Below are 24091 nucleotides of genomic sequence, written 5' to 3' on the forward strand. Positions count from 1 at the left end.
CTGCTCGCCGCGTATCCTTCACCCCGCTCAGGCCGCCTTCTCGGTCAGGAACGGATAGTCGATATAGCCCTTGGCGTCGCCGCCATAGAAGGTCGCGACATCCGGCGTGTTGAGCGGTGCGTCGCGGCGCAGGCGCTCGACCAGGTCCGGATTGGCGATGAAGAGCCGGCCGAAGGCGACGAGATCGGCGCGCTTTTCGGCGAGCGCCTCAATCGCCAGCTCGCGGGTCAGGCTGTTATTGGCGATATAGGCGCCCTTGAAGGCCTTGCGCAGCGGCGCGTAGTCGAATTCGAGATAGTCGCGCGCATCGCGCGTCGCGCCCTCGACGACATGGATGAAGGCGATGCCGGCCTCGCTCAGCTTTTCCACGAGGTGGAGGAAAAGCGCCTGCGGATTGCTGTCGCGCGCATCATTGGCCGGGCTCACCGGCGAGATGCGGATGCCGACGCGGCCCTTGCCGAACACCTTCGAGACGGCGTCGACCACTTCGAGCACCAGCCGCACGCGGTTTTCGATCGGCCCACCATAGATGTCGTTGCGGGTGTTCGAGCCGTCGCGCAGGAACTGGTCGAGCAGGTAGCCATGGGCGCCGTGCAGCTCGATGCCGTCGAAGCCGGCCGCCTTGGCGTTCTCGGCCGCCTTCACATAATCGCCGATGATGCCGGGAATCTCCTCGAGCGCGAGCTCGCGCGGCTGCGACACCTCGGTGAAGCCGTTCTCGATATAGGTCTTGGTGTTGGCGGGGATTGCCGAAGGCGCGATCGGCGCCTGGTTGCCCGGCTGCAGCGAGACATGGCTGACGCGCCCGACATGCCAGATCTGCGCGATGATCTTGCCGCCCTCGGCATGCACCGCGTCGGTCACGGCCTTCCAGCCGGCGATCTGCTCGGACGAGTAGATGCCAGGTGTCCAGACATAGCCCTGGCCCTGCTGCGAGATCTGGGTGCCTTCGCTGATGATCAGGCCCGCTCCGGCGCGCTGCCGGTAGTATTCGACATTGAGCGCGTTCGGCGCGTCGCTGCCGCGGGTGGCGCGGTTGCGCGTCAGGGGCGCCATGACGACGCGGTTGCTGAGCGCGATGTCGCCGAGCTGGAAGGGCTCGAACAGCAGGGCGGCTTGATCGTCGGAACGGCTCATCGGGATGGTCCTTGTGAAACTCGCGGCAGGCGCCGGAGGAAATGAAGCTGGAGCATGAAAGCACGCGAAACCTGCTCCCGCCATGCTCCTGACGCTGGTCGAGATAGGTGTTGCGCTGCGGAATGACAGGGGCACAAATATCAACTGCCCGTGAAGAAAACGGGCCTCTCCCAAGCCGGGCCGGAACGGAATGAAATGACTGCGGAGGAGATCGAAAGTCGAAAAATCTCCTCTGCACCACGCCGCTGGCTCGGCGCCTTGCGCACGGCGTCCCGGCGCGGCCTGCATGGCGCGATCGGCCTCGTCTATCCGCCGAGCTGCATCGCCTGCAAGGGCGCGACAGCGCAGGCGCAGGCGCTCTGCGCACGCTGCTGGAGCGGTATCGGTTTCATCGAACGGCCCTATTGCGAAAGGCTCGGCACGCCCTTCGAGGTCGATCTCGGCGCCGGGCTGGTCTCGCCCGCGGCTATCTCCGATCCGCCGGTCTTCGCACGGGCACGCGCCGTCTGCCGCTTCGACGGGACAGCGCGCGAGCTCGTGCATCGGCTGAAATACGGCGACCGCACGGAACTCGCGCTGACGCTTGGCCGGATGATGGCGCAAGCAGGCCACGAATTGCTCGGCGAGGCCGATCTGATCGTGCCCGTTCCGATGCATCGCACCAGGCTGTGGAGCCGCCGCTTCAACCAGGCGGCGGCGCTGGCGCAGGTGCTGGCGAAGCACAGCGGCGTCACGCTCGCCCCCACGGCGCTGGCCCGCGTCAAGCGCACGACGCAGCAGGTCGGCCTGACCCGGCCGCAACGCGCCGACAACCTGCAGGGCGCCTTCAAGGTCCTGCCAGCAATGAGGCCAACGGTCGAGGGCCGCCATATCCTGCTCGTCGACGATGTCCTGACGACCGGGGCAACCGCGAACGCCGCCGCCCGCGCCCTGCTGCGGGCCGGCGCGAGGCAGGTCGACATGCTGACTTTCGCCCGGGTGGTGACGGATGCATGACGGCACACTAGATTGCAGTGCAACGTAACGATGCCGAGTTCACCATGCCGCAGGTCACGCTCTACACCACCAGCTGGTGCCCCTATTGCACCGCTGCCAAATCGCTTCTCAAGAAAAAGGGCATCGCCTTCGAGGAGATCGATGTCGACGGCAAGCCCGACCTGCGCAAGGCCATGACCGAGCGCGCTGGCGGCCGCACCTCGGTGCCGCAGATCTTCATTGGCGCGACGCATGTCGGCGGTTCGGACGACCTGCACGCGCTCGATGCACGCGGCGAGCTCGACAAGCTGCTGATCGCGGCCTGAGGCCGGTTCCGGGACACCGGGAACCGCTATCGCCCCGGGGACTTGCCGAAAGACAGACCGGCGCGAATCCCTCCGAGCGGCCCACTGGGACCGCCCGGACCGCGCAGAAGGAGCCAAATGATGACCTCGACCAGCTTCACCGCGGCCTGCGTCCAGATGCGCTCGACGCGCGACCAGGCGCAGAATCGCGACGATGCCATCCGCATGATCCGCGAGGCGGCCACGGCCGGCGCGCTGTTCGTGCAGACACCGGAAATGACCAATCTGGTCGAGCGCAGCACCACGCGCCTGCGCGAGGTCGTCGAGGCCGAAGACAGGCACATCGTCCTCGCCGGGCTGCGCGAGGCGGCGCGCGAGCGGAAGATCTGGCTCCATATCGGCTCGCTCTCGGTCAAGGTCGGCGAGAAGGTCGCCAATCGCGCCTATATGATCGACCCGAAAGGGCAGATCGCGGCGCGCTACGACAAGATCCACCTCTTCGATGTCGACCTGCCGAATGGCGAGAAATGGCGGGAATCGGCGACCTATACCGGCGGCGAGAGCGCGGCTGTCGTCGAGACGCCCTGGGGCCTCGTCGGCCTGTCGATCTGCTATGATATCCGCTTCCCCTATCTCTACCGGGCCGAGGCCGAAGCCGGCGCCGTCATGCTGACCGCTCCCGCCTGCTTCACCCGCCAGACCGGCGAGGCGCATTGGCAGGTGCTGCAGCGGGCCCGCGCCATCGAGAACGGCGCCTTCATGATCTCGGCCGCGCAGGCCGGGACGCATGAGGACGGCCGCGAGACCTATGGCCATTCGATCATTGTCGATCCCTGGGGCCGCGTCCTTGCCGAGGCCCAGGCCGAACCGGGCGTGATCCTGGCCGAGATCGATCTTGCGCTCGTCGCCGATGCGCGCCAGCGCATCCCGACCATGCAGCACACGAAGCCGACGCCGGTTACGGCCTATCGCGCCGAAAAGTCGCGCCTCGACGCGGCCGAGTAAGCCTTGCGCAGGCGAGAGGGCAGATTATTTGCCGGGACTAAATCGAGTTTGAAGCCAGAATGATCCGCTACGCCCTCGTCTGCGACAACGCACATGAATTCGAAAGCTGGTTCGCGACCTCCTCCAGCTTCGAGGACCAATCCGCCCGCGGCTTGGTGACCTGCCCGATCTGCGACAGCGCCAAGGTCGAGCGCGCCATCATGGCGCCGAACGTCGCGCGCACCGATCTCGGCCCGCGCCCGGCCGAGCCGGCGGCGGAAACGCCCAGCGCTCCTGCGGCGGCGCCCGCGACACCGATGGCGCTGATGGGCGAGAAGGAGGTCGCCTTCCGGCAGATGCTCGAGGCGCTGCACAAGCACGTCACCGAGACTGCCGAGCATGTCGGCCCGCGCTTCGCCGAGGAAGCGCTGAAGATTCATCATGGCGAAGCCGACGAGCGCGCCATCTATGGCGAGGCGACGGCCGAGGATACTCGTCTCCTGCATGAGGAAGGCGTCGACTTCATGCCCCTGCCCCGCCTGCCGGGCGGGCGAAACTAGTCTTCACACCGATATTTCCGTCATAGTCGGGTTTGTCCCGACCATCCACGCCTTTCGTCCTAGGGGCGGAGTCCAAGACAATGGATCTCGCCAAAAGGGCGAGCATGACGCTGGCGCAGCACTGCTTCCCTCTTGCGAATTCTCTGATGCGGGCATATACCCGCATCCATGTCCAGTCCCTGCATCTGCACGACCTTGCGCTCGGCCTCGCGCCGCATGGCCGCCTTCTATGACGAGGTGATGGCCCCGGTCGGCGTCAACATCGCGCAGTTCAGCCTGATGCGGACGATCAAGCGCGCCGAGCCGGTGACGCTGACCGAGCTCGGCCGCCTGACCGAACTCGACCGCTCGACCATCGGCCGCAATGTCCGGGTCATCGAGAAGCTCGGGCTGGTGACGCTCGGCCGCGGCAAGGATCAGCGCGAGGCCGTGGTCCAGATCACAGAAGCCGGCCAGAAGGTGCTCGACGATGGCGCACCGCTCTGGGACGGCGCCCAGCAGACGCTCGACGAGCGGCTCGGCGCCGACACGATGCGGATCCTGCGCACGCTGCTCGATTCGCTTTGATTTTCACCAAATGCGGGCATATACCCGCAACCAGGAGCTTCGCATGCCGACAGATACGCTTGAGCCGCCGGCTCCGACCGGCCTCGCCGCCGCCCTCGCCCGTCGCGGCATCCATTATGGCTGGGTCGTCGCCGCCGTCACCTTCCTGACCATGCTGGTCACTGCCGGCGCGGTCGGCGCGCCGGGCGTGCTGATCGGCCCGCTGCAGAAGGAGTTCGGCTGGGCCACCTCCGAAATCTCCTCGGCGCTGGCGATCCGCCTTGCCCTCTTCGGGCTGATGGGCCCCTTCGCCGCCGCGTTCATGAACCGCTTCGGTGTCCGCCCGGTCGCCAGCGTCGCCCTGACCCTGATCGCTTTGAGCGTGCTCGGCTCCTTCGCGATGACGCAGCTCTGGCACCTGATGCTGCTCTGGGGCGTCGTGCTCGGGCTCGGCACCGGCATGACCGCCATGGTGCTCGGCGCCACCGTCGCGACCCGCTGGTTCACCCATCGCCGCGGCCTCGTCGTCGGACTGCTGACGGCGAGCACGGCAACCGGCCAGCTCGTCTTCCTCCCCCTGCTCGCCGAACTGACCGATCGTGTCGGCTGGCGCTATGCCATGGTCTTCGTTCTCGCGATGATCGCCGTCGCCGCGATCGGCGTGCTCCTCCTGATGCGTGACCGGCCGGCCGATGTCGGCCTTGCGCCCTATGGCGAGACCCGCATCGTCCCGGCCCCGGCGACGCCCGCGAGCCTTTTGACCATGCTCGCCTCGCCCATCGTCGCGCTGCGCGAAGCCTCGACCTCGCGGACCTTCTGGGTGCTGTTCGGCACCTTCTTCGTCTGCGGCGCCAGCACCAACGGCCTCGTCCAGACGCATTTCATCTCGCTTTGCGGCGATTACGGCATGGCGGCGGTGACGGCGGCCGGCGTCCTTGCGGTCATCGGCATTTTCGATTTCGCCGGCACGGTCGGTTCGGGCTGGCTCTCGGACCGCTATGACAGCCGCTGGCTGCTGTTCTGGTACTATGGCTTGCGCGGCCTCTCGCTGCTCTACCTGCCCTTCACCGATTTCTCCTTCTACGGCCTCTCGCTCTTCGCGGTGTTCTACGGGCTCGACTGGGTCGCGACCGTACCGCCGACGGTGAAGCTCGCGGCCGATCGCTTTGGCGAGAAGACCAATCTCGTCTTCGGCTGGGTCTTCGCCGGCCACCAGCTCGGCGCGGCCTTCGCCGCCTATGGCGCGGGCTTCAGCCGAACGGTCTACGAGAGCTACCTGCCGGCCTTCTTCATCGCCGGCGGGCTCTGCCTCTTCGCCGCGGCCTTCGCAGTGACGCTGCGCGCCAAGGTCGACCTGCCGGTTGCGAAGGCGGCTTGAGACGACGCAGCTCAACCTTCACAATCGCCGGCTAGGTTTCTCCCGACAGGAGAATCGACTTGGCCGCCGATTACGATCTCGCCATTGTCGGGGCCGGCATTGCCGGCCTCGCCCATGCCCTCGCTGGAGTGCGGCGTGGCTTGAAGACCGTCGTCATCGACCGCGATGCGCAGGCCAATGGCGCCTCGGTCCGCAATTTCGGCTTCATCACCGTAACCGGCCAGCAAGCCGGCGCGACCTGGCAGCGGGCGAAGCGCTCGGCGCAAATCTGGGACGAGGTGGCACCGAAGGCCGGCATCCGGATCGAGCATCGCGGCCTCGCCGTGGCCTCCCGGCGAGCGGAGGCGACGGCAGTGCTCGAAGCCTTTCTCGCAAGCGAAATGGGCGAGGGCTGCGCGCTGGTCTCGCGCGCGGCGCTGCGCGAGCGCTTTCCCTTCCTGGCCGGGCGGAACGAGGCGGCCCTGTGGAGCCCGCACGACCTGCGCGTCGAATCGAAGGACGCCATCCCCAGGCTCGCCGCCCATCTCGAACGCGATTGGGGCGTGGCCTTCCGGCGCCAGAGCACGGTGCACGAGGTCGCCCCGCCCATGGTCGCGACCTCCGGCGGGACGATCCGGGCCGAGACCGTGGTGGTCTGCCCCGGCGACGATTTCAGCGGGCTGTTCGGCGCGCAATTGCGCGAGGCCTATCCCGGGCTGACGCGCTGCAAGCTGCAGATGTTGCGGGTGAAGCCGGCCTCGGGCCAAAACCTGCCCTGCTCCGTGATGTCGGACCTCTCGCTGGTGCGCTATCTCGGCTATGCCGAATTGCCGGAGGCCGCGGCGTTGAGGAAACGGCTCGAAAGCGAGCAGGCTGCGCAACTCGAAAACGGCATCCATCTCATCGCTGTCGCCTCGGCCGACGGCACCCAGGTCGTCGGCGATTCCCACCATTACGCCGCGACGCCAGACCCGTTCGCCAGCGATGCCGTCGACGAGCTGATGCTCGACGAATACGAGGCCGTGCTCGGCTCTCGTCCCGAGATCACGGCGCGCTGGCTCGGCACCTATGCCAGCCTGCCGGACCGGCCGATGCTGCGGATGGCGCCGGCCGAGCGCGTGCGGCTCGTGATCGTCACCTCGGGTACGGGCGCCTCGACCTCCTTCGCCATCGGCGAGGAAACCATCGCAGAACTCTTCGGCTGAGACGAAAGCGGAGACCACGATCATGCAGACCGATGCGCCTTTCCGGACGATCAAGGCCGTCGTGCTCGACTGGGCCGGCACGGTCGTCGATTTCGGCTCGCGCGCACCGATGGGCGCCTTCGTCGAGGTCTTCCATCGCTTCGGCGTGGCGATCTCGGTCGCCGAGGCGCGCGTGCCGATGGGCCTGCCCAAGCGCGACCATATCGCCGCGCTGATGGCGGAGCCCGGCATCGCCGCCCGCTGGCGCGAGGCGCGCGGCAGCAGTCCCGACGAAGCGGCGATCGATGCCATCTACGAGCAGTTCGTGCCGCTCAACGCCTCGGTCGTCACCGATCCGGATTTCTCGACGCTGATCCCGGCCGCGGCCGAGACCATTGCGCTGTTGCGCCGGCGCGGCGCCCGCATCGGTTCGACCACCGGCTATACGCGCGAGATCATGGAGCGGCTGCTGCCGGTCGCCGCCGCACAGGGCTACCAGCCGGATAACCTCGTCTGCGCCGGCGATCTCGCCGCCGGCCGGCCGACGCCGCTGATGATGTACCGCACCTTCGCCGATCTCGGCGTCTTCCCGCCCGGAGCGGTGGTGAAGGTCGACGATACCGAGCCCGGCATAGCCGAGGGCGTCGCCTCCGGTACCTGGACGGTCGGGCTCGCGGTTTCCGGCAATCTCGTCGGCCTGTCGCTCTCGGAATGGCAAGCCTTGCCACCGGCCGAGCAGGAGCGCTTGCGCGCGGACGCGACCGCGCGGCTCAAGGCCGCAGGCGCCGACCATGTGATCGACAGCCTCGCCGACCTGCCTGGCGTGATCGAGCGGATCGACGCTGCCGGCCTGCGCGGCGAGCGTCCGCTCGCGGCGTAATCACCGTCATTGCGAGCACCCGGGTCTTGCCTTCGGCAAGCCCGAGTACAGGCTCCGCAAAGCAATCCAGGGGCGGCAGCGCTCTAGATCATCGGACCGGATATCGGATCCGCTCCGATGATCTAGCTCCTTGTTTTCGCATCGGCTTTTCCCGAAAACCGCAACCCACTTTTCGGACCGATGCCCTAGGTCCCCCTTGATTGCTTCGTCGCTCACGCTCCTCGCAATGGCGGGTTGAGGCTAGCAGCCAGAGCATTTCCGCGTTTCTCCGAATCGCGAAATTCTCTATCCCTTTGTTTCGACGCATTTTCTTCACGCGAACCGGTGTCCACTTCGCTCGAAAATGCTCTAACGTCAGAGCGGCTCGATCGCCGGCACCTTGAAGGTCTCGACCGTCGTCTTGCCGCTCGCCAGCACCTTCTCCCACTCGGCCTCGTTGCGCACCCGGGTCAGGCTCGGCTCGAGCTTGGTCTGGGCCAGCGCATGCGGCACGAAAACGAGCCCGTCATCATCACCGATGACGAGATCATAGGGATTCACGACGACGCCGCCGAACACGATCGGCCCGTTGACGATGCCACGCTCCATCGAGGACGGGCCGCGCGGCATCACCCAGCGCGAGAACATCACAAAATCCGGCCATTGCGAGACCGGCCCGATATCGCGCACCGCGCCATCGACGACTACGCCGACAATGCCCTTCAGCCGCGCCGCGCCGCCGAGCAGATCGCCGATCATCGCCGCATCGCGCCGGCCGTCGGCCGCGACCACCACGACGTCCCCGGCTTCGGCCACCGCGATCGCGTGATGCACCGGGCCGTAATCGGCCGGCTCGCACCAAGCGGTGATGGCCGAGCCGGTCAGGCGCTGCCCCGGCGCGAAGGGGCGGATCGGCCGGATGCGCGGATCGGCATGGCCGGCACCGCCGAGTTGATCGGCGATCACCGAGCTCGGCACTGCCCGCCAGGCATCGATGAGATCGGCAGGCAGGCGCTGGTTGCGGGGCGTGTCCAAACGAGTCGGCATTGGCGTTTCCTCTGATGAGATTCTTATTCGTCGAAGATTAGCTGGCCGTCATGCTCGCCCTTGTGGCGAGCATCCACGTCTCGAACACCGCATTCGAACGATGAAGACGTGGCTGGTCAGGACAAGCCCGACCATGACGGGGACAGTCCGGACAAGCTGCGGGTTCAGGCCGCCCGCCCGGGGCGCGCGGCAAGATAGCGCCTAACCGCCCGCTCCAGCCGGCGCACGCCCTCGACGATGACTTCCGGCGAGGAGCGGGTGAAATTGACCCGCATCGCGTCGGTCAGCCCGCCATCGGGATCGAACACGCTGCTCGGCACGAAGGCGACCTTCTCCTCCAGCGCGAAGGCATAAAGCGCGTTCGTGTCGATCTCCGGCGAGCGCGCCTTCATCCAGACGAACATGCCGCCGGGCGGAATCTCCCAGCTGAACCATTCGGCCAGATGCTGGCTCGCGGCGGCGCAGAGCGCGTCACGGCGGTCGCGATAGGTCGCGACGATCTGCGGGATATGCCCGGCCTTAAAGCCGCCTTCGATCAGTTCAAGCGCCACGGCCTGTGTCAGCATGCTGCTGCTGAGATCGGTCGATTGCTTGGCGAGCGCGAGCGTCGCGATCATGCCGGCTTCCGCCACGACCCAGCCGACGCGCAGCCCGGGCACCAGGCTCTTCGACAAGGTGCCGAGATAGACCACCGGCCCGTCATAGGGACCTTCCGGATGGCTCGCGGCATGCGCCGCGAGGATGCTCGGCCCCGCCTCGCCATCGAGCTGGAGCGGCAGATAGGGATCGTCCTCGACCAGCCAGGTTCCCGCCGCCAGCACCTTGTCGAGCAGGGCCGCCCGCTGCTGCTGCGGAACGAGCACGCCGGTCGGGTTCGAATAATTCGGCACGGCATAGACGAACTTGGCCTGCCTCAGCGCCGCCTCGAAACCCTGTCCTTCGCAGGACCAGTCCAGCTTTTCATAGCGCGGTTGTCGCGGCCGCCAGGCATCGAGCGCACCGAGATAGGTCGGGAACTGCGCGACGATGAGATCGCCGGGATCGATCAGCGCCTTGCCGAGCAGGTCGAGCCCCTGCATCGCGCCGGTGGTGAGCAGCACGTTCTCCGGACCGAAGCGCCGCCCGGCGCTGGCCGAGATCCGCGCCGCGATCGCCTCGCGCAGGGCCGGCAGGCCTTCGCAGGGCCCGTATTCCAGCGCGACCGAGCCGAAGCGAGCGAGCGCACGCTCGCTCGCCTGGGCGATCTCCGCGACAGGATAGAGCTCGGCCGCCGGTAACCCGCCGGCGAGGCTGACCATGTCGGGGCGTCCGCCGATCGAGAGGAATTGCTGGGTGATGTCGTTGCCCGAGGACATCCAGCGCGCAAAGGCCGGCCGCGCTTTCGGGCTCTGTTTCTGAAACGACATCATCTCGACCCTGGCTGCAATCGGGTCCGCACGCTATCGGGCCTCGGGCGCAAGCGAAACCCGCAGCTCCTGCATGCGGCATTGCCGCTTGTTGGATATCGCAGGCCGGCAGGCGCTTGCGGGAACTTAGCGCTGAACCTCCACAAAAAAGTTGTCATACAACTTTTCGCAAGGCATAAGCGCCGCATATCCAGAGGAGTTCCGTATGCGCATCGTCGACGTCCGCGAAATCACCCAACCGATCGCCTCGCCGATCCGCAACGCCTATATCGACTTCACCAAGATGACGACGAGCCTCGTCGCCGTGGTCACGGATGTGGTGCGCGACGGACGCCGCGTCGTCGGCTACGGCTTCAACTCCAATGGCCGCTACGGCCAGGGCGGGCTGATCCGCGAGCGTTTCGCGCCGCGCCTGCTCGAAGCCGATGCCAAGAGCCTGCTCAACGACGCGGGCGACAATCTCGATCCCGATCGCGCCTGGGCGGCGATGATGATGAACGAGAAGCCGGGCGGTCATGGCGAGCGTTCGGTCGCCGTCGGCACGCTCGACATGGCGATCTGGGACGCGACGGCGAAGATCGCCGGCAAGCCGCTCTTCCGCCTGCTTGCCGAGCGCCATGGCCTTCAGGCCAATCCGCGCGTCTTCGTCTACGCCGCCGGCGGCTACTATTATCCCGGCAAGGATGACGATGCGCTGCGCGCCGAGATGCGCAGCTATCTCGACCGCGGCTACCGCGTCGTGAAGATGAAGATCGGTGGCGCCCCGCTCGCCGAGGATCGCCGCCGCATCGAGGCGGTGCTGAAGGAGATCGGCAAGGACGCGCAGCTCGCCGTCGATGCCAATGGCCGCTTCGACCTGGAGACCGCCATCGCCTATGCCAAGGCGCTGCGCGAGTATCCGCTGTTCTGGTACGAGGAAGCTGGCGATCCGCTCGACTACGCGCTGCAGGCCGCCCTCGCCGAGTTCTATCCCGGCCCGATGGCGACGGGCGAGAACCTGTTCAGCCACCAGGACGCTCGCAACCTGCTGCGCCATGGCGGCATGCGGCCGGACCGCGACTGGCTCCAGTTCGATTGCGCCCTGTCATACGGGCTCTGCGAGTACCAGCGCACGCTGGCTGCACTGAAGGTCGCCGGCTGGGGCTGGGATCGCTGCGTGCCGCATGGCGGCCACCAGATGTCGCTCAACATCGCCGCCGGCCTCGGCCTCGGCGGCAACGAGAGCTATCCCGACCTGTTCCAGCCCTATGGCGGCTTCCCCGACACGGTCCGCGTCGAGAACAGCTACATCACCATGCCGGACCTGCCGGGCATCGGCTTCGAGGGCAAGAGCGACCTGATCAAGGTGATGCGCGAGCTGGCGGAGTAGCTCTCTCGCCCTTCCCCGCTTGCGAGAGACGGTGGCTCGGCGAAGCCGGGACGGATGAGGGGTCGCGCGACGATGACCGCGCGGCACCTCGAACAACATCCAGGGGCGGAGCGACACCTCGTCCGCCCTTCCGGGGCGCCTTCGCCCGCAAGGGGATAAGGAAAGCCGCCTCATCCCAACGTCTGACACGACTTCCCCGCGCCTCTGGCGTTATCTTCGCTGCAGTGCAACACTAAGATTGCGCGTATGCGAGGACGGCAGGGAGCGGCGATGAGCGCGATCGATCCGACCGGCGGTAAGCAGGGTGAGCGCGGCGAGGCTCCGCCGCGCGACAAGCCCTGGATCTTCCGGACTTATGCCGGCCATTCCGACGCGGCCGAGTCCAACCGGCTCTATCGGACCAATCTCGCCAAAGGCCAGACCGGCCTTTCCGTCGCCTTCGATCTGCCGACCCAGACCGGCTATGACCCCGGCCACGTGCTCTCGCGCGGCGAGGTCGGCAAGGTCGGCGTTCCCATCTCCCATCTCGGCGACATGCGGGCGCTGTTCGACCAGATTCCGCTGGCGCAGATGAACACGTCGATGACGATCAACGCGACGGCAGCCTGGCTGCTCTCGCTCTATATCGCCGTCGCCGACGAGCAGGGCGCGCCGCGCCAGGTGCTGCAGGGCACGACCCAGAACGATCTCGTCAAGGAATACCTGTCGCGCGGCACCTATGTCTTCCCGCCGCGCCCCTCGATGCAACTCACCACCGATATCGTCGTGTTCACGGCGCGCGAATTGCCGAAATGGAACCCGACCAATGTCTGCTCCTACCATTTGCAGGAGGCAGGCGCCTCGCCGGTGCAGGAGCTTTCCTATGCGCTGGCGACCGCGATCGCGCTGCTCGACTCGATCAAGGCCCAGCCCGAGGTGAGCGAGGCGGAGTTCCCCGGCATTGTCGGGCGCATCTCCTTCTTCGTGAATGCCGGCATGCGCTTCATCACCGAGCTCTGCAAGATGCGGGCTTTCGTCGATCTCTGGGATGAGATCACACTAGGCAGGTATGGCGTCACCGACGAACAAATGCGCCGCTTCCGCTATGGCGTGCAGGTCAACTCGCTCGGCCTGACCGAGCCGCAGCCGGAGAACAACGTCTACCGCATCCTGATCGAAATGCTGGCCGTGACCCTCTCGAAGAAGGCCCGCGCCCGCGCGGTGCAGCTCCCGGCCTGGAACGAGGCGCTCGGCCTGCCTCGCCCCTTCGACCAGCAATGGTCGCTGCGCATGCAGCAGGTCCTGGCCTATGAGACCGACTTGCTCGAATTCGGCGACATTTTCAACGGCTCGACCGAAATCGACGCCAAGGTCGAGGAGCTGAAGGCGGCGGCGCTCGAGGAACTCGCGCGGATCGACGCCATGGGCGGCGCGCTTGCCGCGGTCGAGAGCGGCTACATGAAGCAGGCGCTGGTCGAGAACGGCGCGCGCCGGATCGAGGCGATCGAGCGCGGCGAGCAGGTCGTGATCGGCGTCAACAAGTTCACCAATAGCGAGCCCTCCCCGCTTTCGGCCGGCGAAGGCGCGGTCGTCACCGTGCCGGATTCGGTCGAGTTGGAAGCGATCGCGCGTCTCAAGGACTGGCGCTCGGCTCGCGATACGAAGGCAGCAGAGGCCGCATTGGCCGAGCTCTCTGCAGCCGCCAGGGAAGCGCGCAATGTCATGCCGGCCTCGATCGCCTGCGCCAAGGCCGGCGTCACCACCGGCGAATGGGCGCAGACCCTGCGCGAGATCTTTGGCGAATACCGCGCCCCGACCGGCGTCGATACCGGCAAGGCCGCTGACGATGCCGGTCTCGCCACGGTCAAAGCCGCCGTCGCCCGCGCCACCGAAAAGCTCGGCCGCGCGCCGCGCTTCCTTGTCGGCAAGCCGGGCCTCGACGGACACTCGAACGGCGCCGAGCAGATCGCCGTGCGCGCCCGCGACGCCGGCATGGTGGTGAACTATGGCGGCATCCGCCAGACCCCGGAGGAGATCGTGACGCAAGCGCGGGAGACCGAGGCCGATATCATCGGCCTCTCCATCCTCTCCGGCTCGCATCTGCCGCTGGTGCGCGACGTCACCGCCCGCCTGCGCGTCGCCGGCATGAATGTGCCGGTCGTGGTCGGCGGCATAATCCCGCCCGACGACGAGAACGCGCTCAGGAACATGGGCGTCGCAGCGGTCTATACGCCCAAGGATTTTGCGCTGGACGGCATCATCAGCGACGTCGCCGGGCTGGCGGCGAAGACGAAGGTCTGATTTCTCCCGTTTGGACTTCGACCGCTTCAACGCGGCACTGGCAACTCTGCATTGACAAATTTTTTTGTCAATGCAGAGTTGCCCAATGCTCGACCTCGATATCATCGACGATCCCGAACGCGCCGCGCTCGCGCTCGACCCTATCAAGCGGCGCCTGCTGGCCGAACTGGCGAAGCCGGCATCTGCCGCCGCGCTCGCAGCGCGGATCGGGCTCAGCCGCCAGAAGGTGAACTATCACCTGCGTGCGCTCGAGGAGCACAAGCTCGTCGAGCCGGCGGAGGAGCGCCACTGGGGCGGCCTGACGGAGCGGATCATGGTCGCGACCGCGACCTCCTATGTCGTCTCGCCGGCAGCGCTCGGGCCGCTCGCCTCGGACCCAGCGCGGGCGGGTGACCGGCTGTCGGCGAGCTATCTGGTCGCGCTCGCGGCGCGGATCGTGCGCGAGGTCGGCGCGCTATGGACCAAGGCCCGGCTGACAGACAGGCGGCTGGCGACGCTTTCGCTCGACACGGTGATCCGTTTCCGATCGCCGGCCGAGCGCGCCGCCTTCACGACCGATCTCGCGAACGCGATCGCCGGGCTCGCCGCGCGCTACCACGACGAGACCACGCCGGGCGGACGGCCGCACCGGCTCGTCGTCGCGTCCTATCCAGCCCCCGCAGAAACCCAACCCTGAAAGGAAGACGATGCCGATCAAGAAGGACGGAACCGGAAAACGCTGGGTCGAAATGGAATTCCTGGCACCCGGCACGCCGGAACAGATCTGGCAGGCAGTGGCGACCGGGCCGGGCAACACCGCCTGGTTCACCCGGACGCAGATCGAGGAGCGGGTCGGCGGCAAGCTGCGCTTCGCCTTCGGGGAAGACATGTTCTCGTCGGGCGAGGTCACGACCTGGGAGCCGCCGCATCGCTTCGGCTATGTCGAGAAGGAATGGAACGGCGATGCGCCCCCGATTGCGACCGAGATCACCATCACCAGCCGCTCCGGCGGCGAATGCCTGGTTCGCATGGTGCATTCGCTGTTTTCGTCCTCCGATGAATGGGACGATCAGATGGAGGGATTCGAGAGCGGCTGGCCCGGCTTCTTTGCGGTGCTTCGCATCTATTTGCAGCATTTCGGTGGGCAGAAGGGCGCATCGTTCCAGGTCATGGCCAAGGCCGAGCACGATCACCTTGCAGTCTGGATGCGGCTGGTCGACAGGCTGGGGCTCGCTGGCGCCAATGTCGGGGAGCTGCGTGCGCTGGCGGGGCCGGAGCCCCTCTCCGGCGCAGTCGAGCAGGTCCACCAGGACGGCAAGGTGCGTTTCGTGTTGCTGCGGCTCGATCAACCGGGGCCGGGCGTCGGCTTCGTCAGCACCTGCCGGATGGGCGAAGCGGTGAATGTCAGCGCCAGCCTGTTCTTCTATGGTGACGATGCCGAGACACGCGTGGCGGCGAGCGAGCCGCGCTGGCGGGACTGGTTCGCGCAAACCTTCCCGGCAGCCTGAGGTCCTCGACGCGGCTCAAACGAAAGCCCCGCCAGCTCGCGCTGACGGGGCCGTACACGACGCAACGCACCGGTTGCTAGTGTTTCCAGTCCTGGCGGGTGTACCAGGTATCGACATCGGAGCGGACCTGGTCCTTGGCGATGCCGTAGCGCTCCTGGATCTTGCCCTCGAGCTGGTCGCGCTTGCCGGCGATCACATCGAGATCGTCGTCAGTGAGCTTGCCCCACTGTTCCTTGACCTTGCCCTTGAGCTGCTTCCAGTTGCCTTCGACGCGGTTCCAATCCATCGGACATCTCCATCGGTGAAACGGGATGTCTGAACAACGCCTCAGGCGCGGAATGGTTCGGCTCAACCAGGTAAGACGGCCTTAAAGGCCTATACCAGACCTGTGGTCTTGAGCTGCTGATAGGCCTTGAGGATTTCCTGAAGGGCCGCCTCGCGCGAGCGGTCGCCACCATTGGCGTCGGGATGCATGCGCTTCACGAGTTCCTTGTAGCGCGCCTTGATCGCGGCGGAATCGGCATTCTCGTCGAGGCCGAGCGTGTCCAGCGCCTTGCGGGCGAGCGCGCTGTGGCGCGGCTGCGGCTGTGCCGCCTGCTGCGCCGTGCGCGCGCCGAAGATGTTGAACGCATCCTGCACGTCCGGCCCGGCCTCGCCGCGACCGACGCGCCCGCGCTGCGCCATGCGCGCCGCCTTGGAGTTGACGCCGAGCTTCCAGGTCGGCCGATGGCCGATCTCCTCCTGCTTCTGGTAGTCGCGCAGGGCATCGTCGTTCATGCCGGCGAAATAGTTATAGGAGGCGTTGTACTCCTTCACATGCTCCAGGCAGAAGCGGAAGAAGCGGCCCTCCTTGCCGCGGCCCATCGGCGCGCGGAATTCGCCCGCACGGATGCAACCGGCATGGTCGCAGCGCGGCGCATCATTGTCGGTGACCTCTTCCGCTTCGGAAGGGCCGATCCTGATGCGATCGAAAAGGGGCGAGTTGAAGTTCATGGTCGAATGTTTATGAGACGCGGGAACGAAACCGGCAAGTGCGACGCAGCATGCCGGGCCGACGAGTGACGATCAGGACCGTGTCGCGATCATGACCGCAATGGCTGAAAGAATCACGAAGAAGCTGGAAGAGGCACTTGCGCCACAGCGGCTGGACGTGATCGACGAGTCGCACCTGCATCACGGCCATGGCGGCTGGCGCGAGGGCGGCGAGACTCATTTCAGGGTGGATATCGTGTCGGACGCCTTCTCTGGCAAGAGCCGGGTCGAGCGCCATCGCATGGTCAACACCATCCTCGCGCAGGAACTGGCCGAGCGCGTCCATGCGCTCGCGATCGCGGCCAGGGCGCCCGGCGAGGCCTGAGGCGTCTCAGCCCCGTGCCGGACGTTCCGGCGTGAAGGCATAGATGGCGGCCGAGGCCAGCAGCAACGCCGCGAAGATCCAGTGCAGGTTGGCGAAGGTCGCCGCCTTGTCGAGCCCGGCCTCGCCCTGCGCAGCGATCAGCCAGCCCGAGCCGTATTGGATCGCGGCAGCGCCGGCGATGAACAGGAAATTGACGAAGGTCATCCCGCGGCCGATCAGATGCCCGGGGAAGAACAGTTTCGCATGCGCCATCAGGATGGCATAGGTGAAGCCGGCCGCCCCGATCAGGGCAAAAAGACCGATCGCATGGGCATGATCGCTGCCGCCCCTCAACGCCAGCGCCGCGAAGGCGAGCCCGGTCAGGAGCGTGCCCCAGAGCACTAGGGGCTTGCTGCGGCGCGCCCATTGCTCGAGCCCGCCATAGGCGAAGGCACCGACGACCATCGCCACCGCCATCACTGTCGCGACATGGCCGCTCTTGATCGGGTCGAAGGCGTGGACGGCGCTCATGAAGGGCGCGATCCATAATCCCCGCTCGGTCGCGATGATGGCGTAGCCGGTCAGCGTGATCGGCGCCAGCAGCCAGAGCGGCCTGACCCGGGCGATGCTGCGCAGCCCCTGCCACAGCCCTTCCTGCTTGCCGGACGAAGCCTCGGCATGCGGCGGATCGCGCACCAGGGCGGCCGCCAGCACGGTGGCGAGCAGAAAGCACACGGCCATGGCGAGCATGGCGCCGCGCCAGCCGAAATGCGCCGCGGCGATGGCGAGCGGCGCCGCCCCGACGAGATTCCCGATCGAGCCCAGCCCGATGAAGATCGAGGTCAGCAGCCCGAAACGCGCCGGTGCCTCGTTGCGGGCGAACAGGAAGAGTGAGGACATGAAGATCGGTGCGCAGCCGAGGCCGATCAGCGCCATCGCCAGCGTGCCGGTGAAGGCGCTGGTCGCGTTCGCGAACAGGAACGCGCCGACCGAGCCGAGCGCCATCAGCGCCGCCACCGTCCGGCGCGGGCCGAGCCGGTCGAGCGCCCAGCCCACCGGAAACTGCGCCAGCGCGAAGGTGATGAACCAGGCCGCGCCCAGCACGCCGAACTCGCGCGGACCGATCCCGAGATCCGCGATCACCGGGTTGGCGATGACGCTCAGGAACGACCGATAGAAGATCGACAGGATATAGGCCGGCAGCAGTGCCAGAAAGACGATCACGACAGGGCGATCACGTGAAGGGCGCCTATCTGATCCGCTCGAGTACCGAGACGTAATTCGCCACCGCCGCCCCGCCCATGTTGAAGATGCCGCCGAGGCGCGCATCCCTGACCTGCATGCCTTCCGGCGCCTCGCCGGTGAGCTGCATGGCGCTGAGCACATGCATCGAGACGCCGGTCGCGCCGATCGGGTGGCCCTTGGCCTTCAGGCCGCCGGAGACATTGACGGGCAGCTTGCCGTCCTTCTGCGTCCAGCCTTCCTTGATGGCGCGGGCGCCGTCGCCCTGCTTGGTCAGGCCCATCGCCTCGTATTCGATCAGTTCGGCAATGGTGAAGCAGTCATGCGTCTCGACGAAGGAGAGGTCTTCCAGCACGATTCCGGCTGCGGCCAGCGCCTTCTGCCAGGCGAGCGCTCCGCCCTCGAACTTCAGGATGTCGCGCTTCGACATCGGCAGGAAATCCTGGACATGGGCGATGCCGCGGAAGCCGACGGCGCGGCGCATCGAGAGCGCCGTCTCCTCGTCGGCCAGCACCAGCGCGGCGGCGCCGTCCGAGACCAGCGAGCAATCGGTGCGCTTCAGCGGCCCGGCGACATAGGGGTTCTTCTCGCTCTCCTCGCGGCAGAAGGCGAAGCCGAGATCCTTGCGCATCTGGGCATAGGGGTTCTCGACGCCGTTCTTGTGGTTCTTCGCCGCGATCAGCGCGAGCGCGTCCGACTGGTCGCCATGGCGCTGGAAATAGGCCGAGGCGATCTTGCCGAAAACGCCGGCGAAGCCGTTGGGCGTCTCGCCATCCTCCGGCAGGTAGGAGGCTTTCAGCAGGAACCTGCCGATATCGGCCGGCGGCGTCTTGGTCATCTGCTCGACGCCGACGACGAGCACGATCCTGGCCGCACCCGCCTTGATGGCGCGCACGCCCTGGTGCACCGCGGCCGACCCGGTGGCGCAGGCATTCTCGACCCGGGTGGTCGGCTTGAAGCGCAGCGCCGGGTCGGCCTGGAGCACGAGCGAGGCGGTGAAATCCTGGGCAGAGAAGCCGGCGTTGTAATGGCCGAGCACGATCTCGTCGACCTGGTCGGCGGTGATCCCGGCATCGGCCATGGCCTCCGTGGCGACCTTCACCACCAGGCTTTCGATGGTCTCCGCATCCTGCTTGCCGAACGGCGTATGGGCCCAGCCGACGATCGCAGCGCTCATGACGTCTCTCTCCGCATGTCGTGTGTTTACACGTTTACTTGCGCGTTCGACGGCCATCTCGCAAGCGGGAGACGCGCATTTCGGGCGTGCGCGGAAGCGAGAACCCGCCGATCAGATCGCCAGCATCAGCAGCAGCCCGACCCCGCCGACGATCATCGCCATGCCCGCGAGCTCGCGCCGGCTGGTGCCTTCCGAGAAGATCCGGCGCGAGGCGATTTGCGCCAGCGGCACCTCCAGCAGCCCGAGCGTGCGCACATTGGCCGCGGTCGTCAGCGAGAAGCCGATGAACCAGAATTGCGAAGCCGCGGCGCCAAGGAAGCCGGCGGCGAGTGAAGGCCGCCAGTTCCTGAAGATCGAAACCAGCGCCTTGCGGTTGGCGATCAGCATGTAGACCATCAGGAGCAGCGTCTGCAGGAACAGGCCGAGCGCCAGGATCGTCGTCGCCTTCATGACGAAACTGCCTTCGGGCAACATCTGGATGGCGCCGCGATAGCCGATCGCCGAAAGCGCGAAGAAAGCCCCTGCCCCGATGCCGAGCATGGCCGGGCGCAGGCCCGCCCGCGACAATTTCTCGCCCGGCTTCCACGAGACCACGACGACGCCGGCTGTCGCCACCACGATCGCGACGAATTTCCAGAAGCTCAGCGCATCCCCGAGCAACAGCGCGCCGAACACCGCGACCTGCACCGGCTCTGTCTTGGTATAGGCCGTGGTCACTGCGAAGGAACGCTCGCGCATCGCGGCCAGCATCAGCGCCGTCGCCGCGATCTGCGTCAGGGCACCCCAGGCGGTGACGCCGAGCGTCGCAAGGCTGATCGCGGGGGGCAGCCGTTCCGAGACGATGCAGACCAGCACGAGGAAGAGCAATGCGAAGGGCAGGCCGAACAGGAACCGCACCTGCGTCGCGCCGATCACGCCGATAAGATCGGTCAGCGAGCGCTGGGTCAGGTTGCGCGCGGTCTGCAGCAGGGCGGCGAGGATCGTCGCCGGAATCCAGAAAAGTGTGAAGCCCACGCGAGCGTCCAGAGGTTGCGAATACTGTCCCGGCTTTTGAACCTGGCTGCCCGACTAGGCAAATCGCTCAGCAAAGGGTAGGTATGCACAAACGGGCGGAGTTGCCGAACCCGCCGTCTCGAAAATGCCGCACGCGTCGCGTTGAACCCTCAACCCTCGTCCAAGACAGGTTCAAGACCCGCCCGATGATCGCATCCCGCTTCGCCTTCACCCTTGCCCTTGGCCTTGCAGCCGCAGCTCCGGCGCTCGCGGGCACCAGTCTCGTGGTCGATGCCAATAGCGGTGAAGTGCTCTCGAGCGAGAATCCGAGCCAGGCCTGGCACCCGGCCTCGACGACGAAGATGATGACGATCTACCTGGCGCTGAAAGCCGTGCGCGAGGGTCGTCTCGGGCTCGAGACCGCGATCCCGGCCTCGAAGCTCGCCGCCAGCCAGCCGCGCGTGAAGGTCTATATCAAGCCGGGCCAGGAGATCACGCTCGACAACGCGCTGCGCATCATGATGGTCAAATCGGCCAACGACATCGCCTATGTCGTGGCCGAGGGCGTCGGTGGCGACGTGCCGACCTTCGTCTCGATGATGAATGCCGAGGCCCAGCGGCTCGGCATGCGCGACACGCATTTCACCAATCCCAATGGCTGGCACGACCCGAACCAGCAGGTCAGCGCCCGCGACCTCGCCGTGCTCGCCATGGCGTTGATGCATGATTTCCCGGAATATGCGGGCTACTGGAATATCGGCGCGCTTCAGCTCGGCCGGCAGATCATCCACAACACCAACGGGCTCGTCGGCCGCTATTCCGGCATTACCGGAATGAAGACCGGCTTCACCTGCCCATCAGGCTTCAATGTCGTGGCGGTGGCGAACCGCGGCGGCCGCACGCTGATCGCCATCGTGCTCGGCGCGGCCTCCGGGACCGAACGCACGGTCAAGGCGGCGCAGCTCCTCGACGACGGTTTCTCGAAATGGGGCGGCAGCGGCTATACGATCGCCAGCCTTCCCTCCGGTAGTGGCGGCCGGGCCTATAGCGTCTGCGACGATATCCGTCGCCGGGGCGGTGGCGCTCCGCTCGCCGACGATGCCGAATCCGCCGGGCCAATCACCAGCGCCGCCGTTCAGGCCGTTGGCGGCAATGCCGAAGGCACCTCCGACCGCTTTCCGATCGCCGGCGCGCAGCCGGCCGCGACCGGCGCTATGCTGAGCCGCTCGAGCTCAGGCCGTATCTCGCTCGGGCCGCGCGCCCAGGTGGCGCCGATCCCGGTCGCCTTCGGGCGCTCGCCCGGCTCGGCGACGGCGCCGCTCGCCGCCAATGTCGCCAACCGGGCCGACACCCAGGTGGCGCGCGGAGCAGTACCCACGATCGCGCCGGGCGCCCCCGTTGCGGCCGGCCTCTTCGCCAGCCCCTCGGCCCGTACGCCATCCAGCAATGGCAGCATCTCCGGCACGACCCGGGCCTTCGCCCCGACCGGCGCCGCCGAGGATAATCAGCAGCCGCAGACGAACGGCACGGCCGATCGCGGCCCGCTGCGACTGCAGGGCGCGATCCAGCCCGGCGCCGCGACCGCGACCAGCCTGCGCCCCGGCGCAGCCGCCGGCATCAAGCAGGCGGCGCGTTCCCCTGCCAGGCCGCTTCTCGCCAAGCCCGAGGCGTCCAAGGCCAAGGCTGATGGCAAGGCCAAGGCCGAGAGCAAGGCCAAGCCGAGCCATGCCGCGGCCAAGCCGCCAGCAAAGCCCGCCGCCAAGCCGGCGCCGAAGCCCAAGGCCAAGCCGAACACCGACGCCTGAGCCTGACGGATCATGGGGGGCGACAGCGCCGCACGGCGGCAAGGCATCGCGCTCGCCCTCGCCTCGGCGGCTGCCTATGGCAGCAACATCGTCAGCGCCCAGCTCGCCGGCCAGGCCGGGCTGAGCGGCCCGTTGCTGGTCTTTTACCGCGTCTTCATCATGCTGGCGCTCGTCATCGCCGCCGCTGCGGTGCTGCGCGTATCCTGGAAGATCCCACCCGGCCAGGTCAGGCCGCTGATCGCCTTCGGCCTGACCAGCGCGCTGGTCGGCTCGGCCTATCTCTCCTCGGTCGCCTTCGTACCCGTCACCATCGCTGCAGTGGTGTTCTACACCTACCCGGTGCTGATCGTGCTCGCGGAATCCGTGCTGATGCCCGCCCGCTTCAGCCCGGGCAGGCTCGTCGTCGCGCTCATCGCCTTCCTCGGCGTCGCGCTCGTGGTCGGTCCCAGCCTGGACAGTCTCGATCCGCGCGGCCTCGCTCTCGCCTTTGCCGCCGCCATGCTGGCGGCGGCGCAGTTCTTCGCCGCCTCGGCCTGCGCGCCGACGCCGCTCGCGCCAAAACTGTTCTGGACGCATCTGCTGATCCTGCCGGTCACGATCGCGATCCTCTGGCTGGCCGCCGGCTTCCAGCCGCCGCAGGCGGTCGCAGCGGCCCCGATCGCTTTCGCCATCACGACCGGCAGCTATCTGCTCGGCTTCCTGCTCCAGGTCATGGCGCTGACGCGCGTCGCTCCCGGGCCGGCGGCACTTGCGTTCTGCGCCGAGCCGGTCTTTTCGGTGCTGATCGCCGCCCTGGTCCTCGGCGAGCGTCTCGGGCTGATGCAATATGCAGGCGGCGCCCTTGTCGTCGGCGCCATCATGGCCAATGTAATATTAGAACAAAATCGGGCGCGCTGAGCGCCGACCAAGACGGCGCGACGCATGACCGAGAAACCTACCCCGATCCCGCTCACCTTGCTGACCGGCTTCCTCGGCGCCGGCAAGACGACATTGCTGAACCGCCTGCTCAAGGACCCGGGGTTGTCCGACACGCTCGTCATCGTCAACGAGTTCGGCGAGATCGGCCTCGACCACCAGCTGATCGAGGGTGTCGAGGAGAACATGATCCTGCTCGCCTCGGGCTGCCTGTGCTGCACCATCCGCGACGACCTGATCATCACGCTCGAGGATCTGCTGCGCCGGCTCGACAACGGCCGCGTCGCGCGCTTCAAGCGCGTGGTGATCGAGACGACCGGCCTCGCCGATCCGGCTCCCATCCTCAACGTCCTGATCAACCACCCTTATCTCGCCCTGCGCTTCCGGCTCGACGGCGTCGTCACGCTGGTCGACGCGGTCAATGGCATGGCGACGCTCGATGCGCACGAGGAGGCGCGCAAGCAGGTCATTACCGCCGACCGCATCGTCCTGACCAAGACCGACCTGCTCGACGATCCCGCTCAGGCCGAGGCGCTGCGGCAGCGCCTGGCGGCGCTCAATCCCGGCATCAGGCTGCTCAGCCCGGACGCCGCCGCGGACACCCTGATCAGCGCCGGGCTCTACGATCTCGGCGAGAGGCCCGAAGCGGTCAGGGACTGGCTCGCCGTCGAGGCCCTGGGCGGCCCCGGCCATGATCATGGCCATCACGAGCATGACCATGCGCACCAGCATGATGGGCATCACCATCACGGCCATGGCCACGCGCACCACCATCAGCACGACGTCAACCGCCATGATGAAAACATCCGCGCCTTCGCGCTGACCGCGGAGACGCCGATCAATCTCGCGAGCTTCGAGCTGTTCTGGACGCTGCTGCGCTCGACCCATGGCTCGAAGCTGCTTCGGCTGAAGGGGTTGGTCGCACTCAGCGAGAACCCCGACCAGCCGCTCCTCGTCCATGCCGTGCAGCAGATCCTGCACGAGCCCCTCCTGCTAGAGCGCTGGCCCGATGCCGACCGGCGCTCGCGCCTCGTCCTGATCGTCAAGGATCTCGACGAGACCATGGTCCAGCGACTCTGGGCCGCCTTCCTCGGCCAGGCGGCCAAGCCCGCCATGGCTTGAGACAG

24 protein-coding genes are annotated in these 24091 nt (G+C 67.1%); 16 read left to right on the forward strand and 8 right to left on the reverse strand.

Translation table 11 applies throughout. The features are described from left to right. Positions 1–27 precede the first annotated feature (27 nt). A complete protein-coding gene (locus tag EV560_RS03670; protein ID WP_131854073.1) occupies positions 28–1137 on the reverse strand; it encodes an alkene reductase in 1110 nt (369 codons plus the stop codon). Positions 1138–1332: 195 nt separating this feature from the next. Here EV560_RS03670 and EV560_RS03675 point away from each other — a divergent pair, with 195 nt between their 5' ends. From EV560_RS03675 to phnX, 8 genes are all read left to right on the forward strand, one after another. Then, positions 1333–2133, forward strand: coding sequence for a ComF family protein (locus tag EV560_RS03675; protein ID WP_131854075.1), 801 nt, complete (start codon positions 1333–1335; stop codon positions 2131–2133). Between the two features lie 44 nt (positions 2134–2177). Continuing rightward, positions 2178–2438, forward strand: a complete 261-nt coding sequence (grxC, locus tag EV560_RS03680) for a glutaredoxin 3 (RefSeq protein ID WP_131854721.1) — start codon at positions 2178–2180, stop codon at positions 2436–2438. Between the two features lie 120 nt (positions 2439–2558). Beyond that, positions 2559–3422: a carbon-nitrogen hydrolase family protein gene (locus EV560_RS03685; RefSeq protein WP_131854077.1), complete on the forward strand. Its 864-nt coding sequence runs from the start codon at positions 2559–2561 to the stop codon at positions 3420–3422. Positions 3423–3481: 59 nt separating this feature from the next. Continuing rightward, positions 3482–3961: a DUF1178 family protein gene (locus EV560_RS03690; protein WP_131854079.1), complete on the forward strand. Its 480-nt coding sequence runs from the start codon at positions 3482–3484 to the stop codon at positions 3959–3961. A 168-nt stretch (positions 3962–4129) separates the two neighbouring features. Continuing rightward, positions 4130–4528: a MarR family winged helix-turn-helix transcriptional regulator gene (locus EV560_RS03695; protein WP_131854082.1), complete on the forward strand. Its 399-nt coding sequence runs from the start codon at positions 4130–4132 to the stop codon at positions 4526–4528. A gap of 43 nt (positions 4529–4571) precedes the next feature. Next, positions 4572–5885: an MFS transporter gene (locus EV560_RS03700; RefSeq protein ID WP_131854084.1), complete on the forward strand. Its 1314-nt coding sequence runs from the start codon at positions 4572–4574 to the stop codon at positions 5883–5885. Positions 5886–5944: 59 nt separating this feature from the next. Continuing rightward, positions 5945–7069 carry a TIGR03364 family FAD-dependent oxidoreductase gene (locus EV560_RS03705; RefSeq protein ID WP_131854086.1) on the forward strand — a complete coding sequence of 375 codons (1125 nt, stop codon included), beginning with the start codon at positions 5945–5947 and terminating at the stop codon, positions 7067–7069. A 22-nt stretch (positions 7070–7091) separates the two neighbouring features. Continuing rightward, on the forward strand, positions 7092–7928 hold the full coding sequence (gene phnX / locus EV560_RS03710; protein ID WP_131854088.1) for a phosphonoacetaldehyde hydrolase: 837 nt from the start codon (positions 7092–7094) through the stop codon (positions 7926–7928). Positions 7929–8282: 354 nt separating this feature from the next. Here phnX and EV560_RS03715 read toward each other — a convergent pair whose 3' ends face one another. Further along, positions 8283–8954, reverse strand: coding sequence for an RraA family protein (locus EV560_RS03715; protein ID WP_131854090.1), 672 nt, complete (start codon positions 8952–8954; stop codon positions 8283–8285). A gap of 164 nt (positions 8955–9118) precedes the next feature. Beyond that, positions 9119–10360: an aminotransferase-like domain-containing protein gene (locus EV560_RS03720; RefSeq protein WP_131854092.1), complete on the reverse strand. Its 1242-nt coding sequence runs from the start codon at positions 10358–10360 to the stop codon at positions 9119–9121. A gap of 205 nt (positions 10361–10565) precedes the next feature. Here EV560_RS03720 and EV560_RS03725 point away from each other — a divergent pair, with 205 nt between their 5' ends. The 4 genes from EV560_RS03725 to EV560_RS03740 all read left to right on the forward strand — a co-directional run bounded on the left by EV560_RS03725 (position 10566) and on the right by EV560_RS03740 (position 15496). Then, on the forward strand, positions 10566–11729 hold the full coding sequence (locus EV560_RS03725; RefSeq protein ID WP_131854094.1) for a mandelate racemase/muconate lactonizing enzyme family protein: 1164 nt from the start codon (positions 10566–10568) through the stop codon (positions 11727–11729). 270 nt (positions 11730–11999) lie between these two features. Further along, the gene (locus EV560_RS03730; RefSeq protein ID WP_131854096.1) at positions 12000–14009 is read left to right on the forward strand and encodes a protein meaA; all 2010 of its coding nucleotides are present in this window, start codon (positions 12000–12002) and stop codon (positions 14007–14009) included. An 85-nt stretch (positions 14010–14094) separates the two neighbouring features. Continuing rightward, entirely contained in the window at positions 14095–14685 is a 591-nt protein-coding gene (locus tag EV560_RS03735) for a helix-turn-helix domain-containing protein (protein ID WP_131854098.1), read from the forward strand. Between the two features lie 10 nt (positions 14686–14695). Further along, positions 14696–15496, forward strand: a complete 801-nt coding sequence (locus EV560_RS03740; protein WP_131854100.1) for an SRPBCC family protein — start codon at positions 14696–14698, stop codon at positions 15494–15496. Positions 15497–15572: 76 nt separating this feature from the next. Here the strand turns inward: EV560_RS03740 and EV560_RS03745 are convergent, their stop codons facing one another. Together EV560_RS03745 and EV560_RS03750 are read right to left on the reverse strand one after the other, a co-directional pair. Further along, complete coding sequence (locus tag EV560_RS03745; protein ID WP_131854102.1) at positions 15573–15782, reverse strand: CsbD family protein; 210 nt, start codon at positions 15780–15782, stop codon at positions 15573–15575. Positions 15783–15871: 89 nt separating this feature from the next. After that, entirely contained in the window at positions 15872–16489 is a 618-nt protein-coding gene (locus EV560_RS03750) for a J domain-containing protein (RefSeq protein WP_131854104.1), read from the reverse strand. Between the two features lie 100 nt (positions 16490–16589). Between EV560_RS03750 and EV560_RS03755 the strand changes: the two genes are divergently transcribed. Beyond that, entirely contained in the window at positions 16590–16853 is a 264-nt protein-coding gene (locus tag EV560_RS03755; protein WP_465246969.1) for a BolA family protein, read from the forward strand. A gap of 6 nt (positions 16854–16859) precedes the next feature. Here the strand turns inward: EV560_RS03755 and EV560_RS03760 are convergent, their stop codons facing one another. The 3 genes from EV560_RS03760 to EV560_RS03770 all read right to left on the reverse strand — a co-directional run bounded on the left by EV560_RS03760 (position 16860) and on the right by EV560_RS03770 (position 20265). After that, positions 16860–18056, reverse strand: coding sequence for an MFS transporter (locus EV560_RS03760; protein ID WP_165923303.1), 1197 nt, complete (start codon positions 18054–18056; stop codon positions 16860–16862). 25 nt (positions 18057–18081) lie between these two features. Beyond that, positions 18082–19251, reverse strand: coding sequence for an acetyl-CoA acetyltransferase (locus EV560_RS03765; RefSeq protein WP_131854110.1), 1170 nt, complete (start codon positions 19249–19251; stop codon positions 18082–18084). A gap of 111 nt (positions 19252–19362) precedes the next feature. Continuing rightward, a complete protein-coding gene (locus EV560_RS03770; RefSeq protein WP_131854112.1) occupies positions 19363–20265 on the reverse strand; it encodes an EamA family transporter in 903 nt (300 codons plus the stop codon). Between the two features lie 185 nt (positions 20266–20450). On the opposite strand from EV560_RS03770, the gene EV560_RS03775 reads away from it, so the two are divergent. Genes EV560_RS03775 through EV560_RS03785 form a run of 3 tightly spaced genes read left to right on the forward strand, consistent with a single transcriptional unit; the run spans position 20451 to position 24086 of the window. Continuing rightward, complete coding sequence (locus EV560_RS03775) at positions 20451–22049, forward strand: D-alanyl-D-alanine carboxypeptidase family protein (RefSeq protein WP_165923304.1); 1599 nt, start codon at positions 20451–20453, stop codon at positions 22047–22049. Positions 22050–22061: 12 nt separating this feature from the next. Further along, positions 22062–22946, forward strand: a complete 885-nt coding sequence (locus EV560_RS03780; protein ID WP_131854116.1) for a DMT family transporter — start codon at positions 22062–22064, stop codon at positions 22944–22946. Between the two features lie 24 nt (positions 22947–22970). Next, positions 22971–24086: a CobW family GTP-binding protein gene (locus EV560_RS03785; RefSeq protein ID WP_131854118.1), complete on the forward strand. Its 1116-nt coding sequence runs from the start codon at positions 22971–22973 to the stop codon at positions 24084–24086. Positions 24087–24091: the final 5 nt, after the last annotated feature.

The sequence above is a fragment of the Allobosea sp. BK604 genome (genome assembly GCF_004341515.1).
Taxonomy (GTDB): domain Bacteria; phylum Pseudomonadota; class Alphaproteobacteria; order Rhizobiales; family Beijerinckiaceae; genus Allobosea.

Coding starts and splice junctions, on each gene's coding strand:
- EV560_RS03670 (WP_131854073.1), bottom strand. CDS start 1,137: ATGAGCCGTTCCGACGATCAAGCCGCCCTGCTGTTCGAGCCCTTCCAG.
- EV560_RS03675 (WP_131854075.1), top strand. CDS start 1,333: ATGACTGCGGAGGAGATCGAAAGTCGAAAAATCTCCTCTGCACCACGC.
- grxC (WP_131854721.1), top strand. CDS start 2,178: ATGCCGCAGGTCACGCTCTACACCACCAGCTGGTGCCCCTATTGCACC.
- EV560_RS03685 (WP_131854077.1), top strand. CDS start 2,559: ATGACCTCGACCAGCTTCACCGCGGCCTGCGTCCAGATGCGCTCGACG.
- EV560_RS03690 (WP_131854079.1), top strand. CDS start 3,482: ATGATCCGCTACGCCCTCGTCTGCGACAACGCACATGAATTCGAAAGC.
- EV560_RS03695 (WP_131854082.1), top strand. CDS start 4,130: ATGTCCAGTCCCTGCATCTGCACGACCTTGCGCTCGGCCTCGCGCCGC.
- EV560_RS03700 (WP_131854084.1), top strand. CDS start 4,572: ATGCCGACAGATACGCTTGAGCCGCCGGCTCCGACCGGCCTCGCCGCC.
- phnX (WP_131854088.1), top strand. CDS start 7,092: ATGCAGACCGATGCGCCTTTCCGGACGATCAAGGCCGTCGTGCTCGAC.
- EV560_RS03715 (WP_131854090.1), bottom strand. CDS start 8,954: ATGCCGACTCGTTTGGACACGCCCCGCAACCAGCGCCTGCCTGCCGAT.
- EV560_RS03720 (WP_131854092.1), bottom strand. CDS start 10,360: ATGTCGTTTCAGAAACAGAGCCCGAAAGCGCGGCCGGCCTTTGCGCGC.
- EV560_RS03725 (WP_131854094.1), top strand. CDS start 10,566: ATGCGCATCGTCGACGTCCGCGAAATCACCCAACCGATCGCCTCGCCG.
- EV560_RS03730 (WP_131854096.1), top strand. CDS start 12,000: ATGAGCGCGATCGATCCGACCGGCGGTAAGCAGGGTGAGCGCGGCGAG.
- EV560_RS03735 (WP_131854098.1), top strand. CDS start 14,095: ATGCTCGACCTCGATATCATCGACGATCCCGAACGCGCCGCGCTCGCG.
- EV560_RS03740 (WP_131854100.1), top strand. CDS start 14,696: ATGCCGATCAAGAAGGACGGAACCGGAAAACGCTGGGTCGAAATGGAA.
- EV560_RS03745 (WP_131854102.1), bottom strand. CDS start 15,782: ATGGATTGGAACCGCGTCGAAGGCAACTGGAAGCAGCTCAAGGGCAAG.
- EV560_RS03750 (WP_131854104.1), bottom strand. CDS start 16,489: ATGAACTTCAACTCGCCCCTTTTCGATCGCATCAGGATCGGCCCTTCC.
- EV560_RS03755 (WP_465246969.1), top strand. CDS start 16,590: ATGGCTGAAAGAATCACGAAGAAGCTGGAAGAGGCACTTGCGCCACAG.
- EV560_RS03765 (WP_131854110.1), bottom strand. CDS start 19,251: ATGAGCGCTGCGATCGTCGGCTGGGCCCATACGCCGTTCGGCAAGCAG.
- EV560_RS03775 (WP_165923304.1), top strand. CDS start 20,451: ATGATCGCATCCCGCTTCGCCTTCACCCTTGCCCTTGGCCTTGCAGCC.
- EV560_RS03780 (WP_131854116.1), top strand. CDS start 22,062: ATGGGGGGCGACAGCGCCGCACGGCGGCAAGGCATCGCGCTCGCCCTC.
- EV560_RS03785 (WP_131854118.1), top strand. CDS start 22,971: ATGACCGAGAAACCTACCCCGATCCCGCTCACCTTGCTGACCGGCTTC.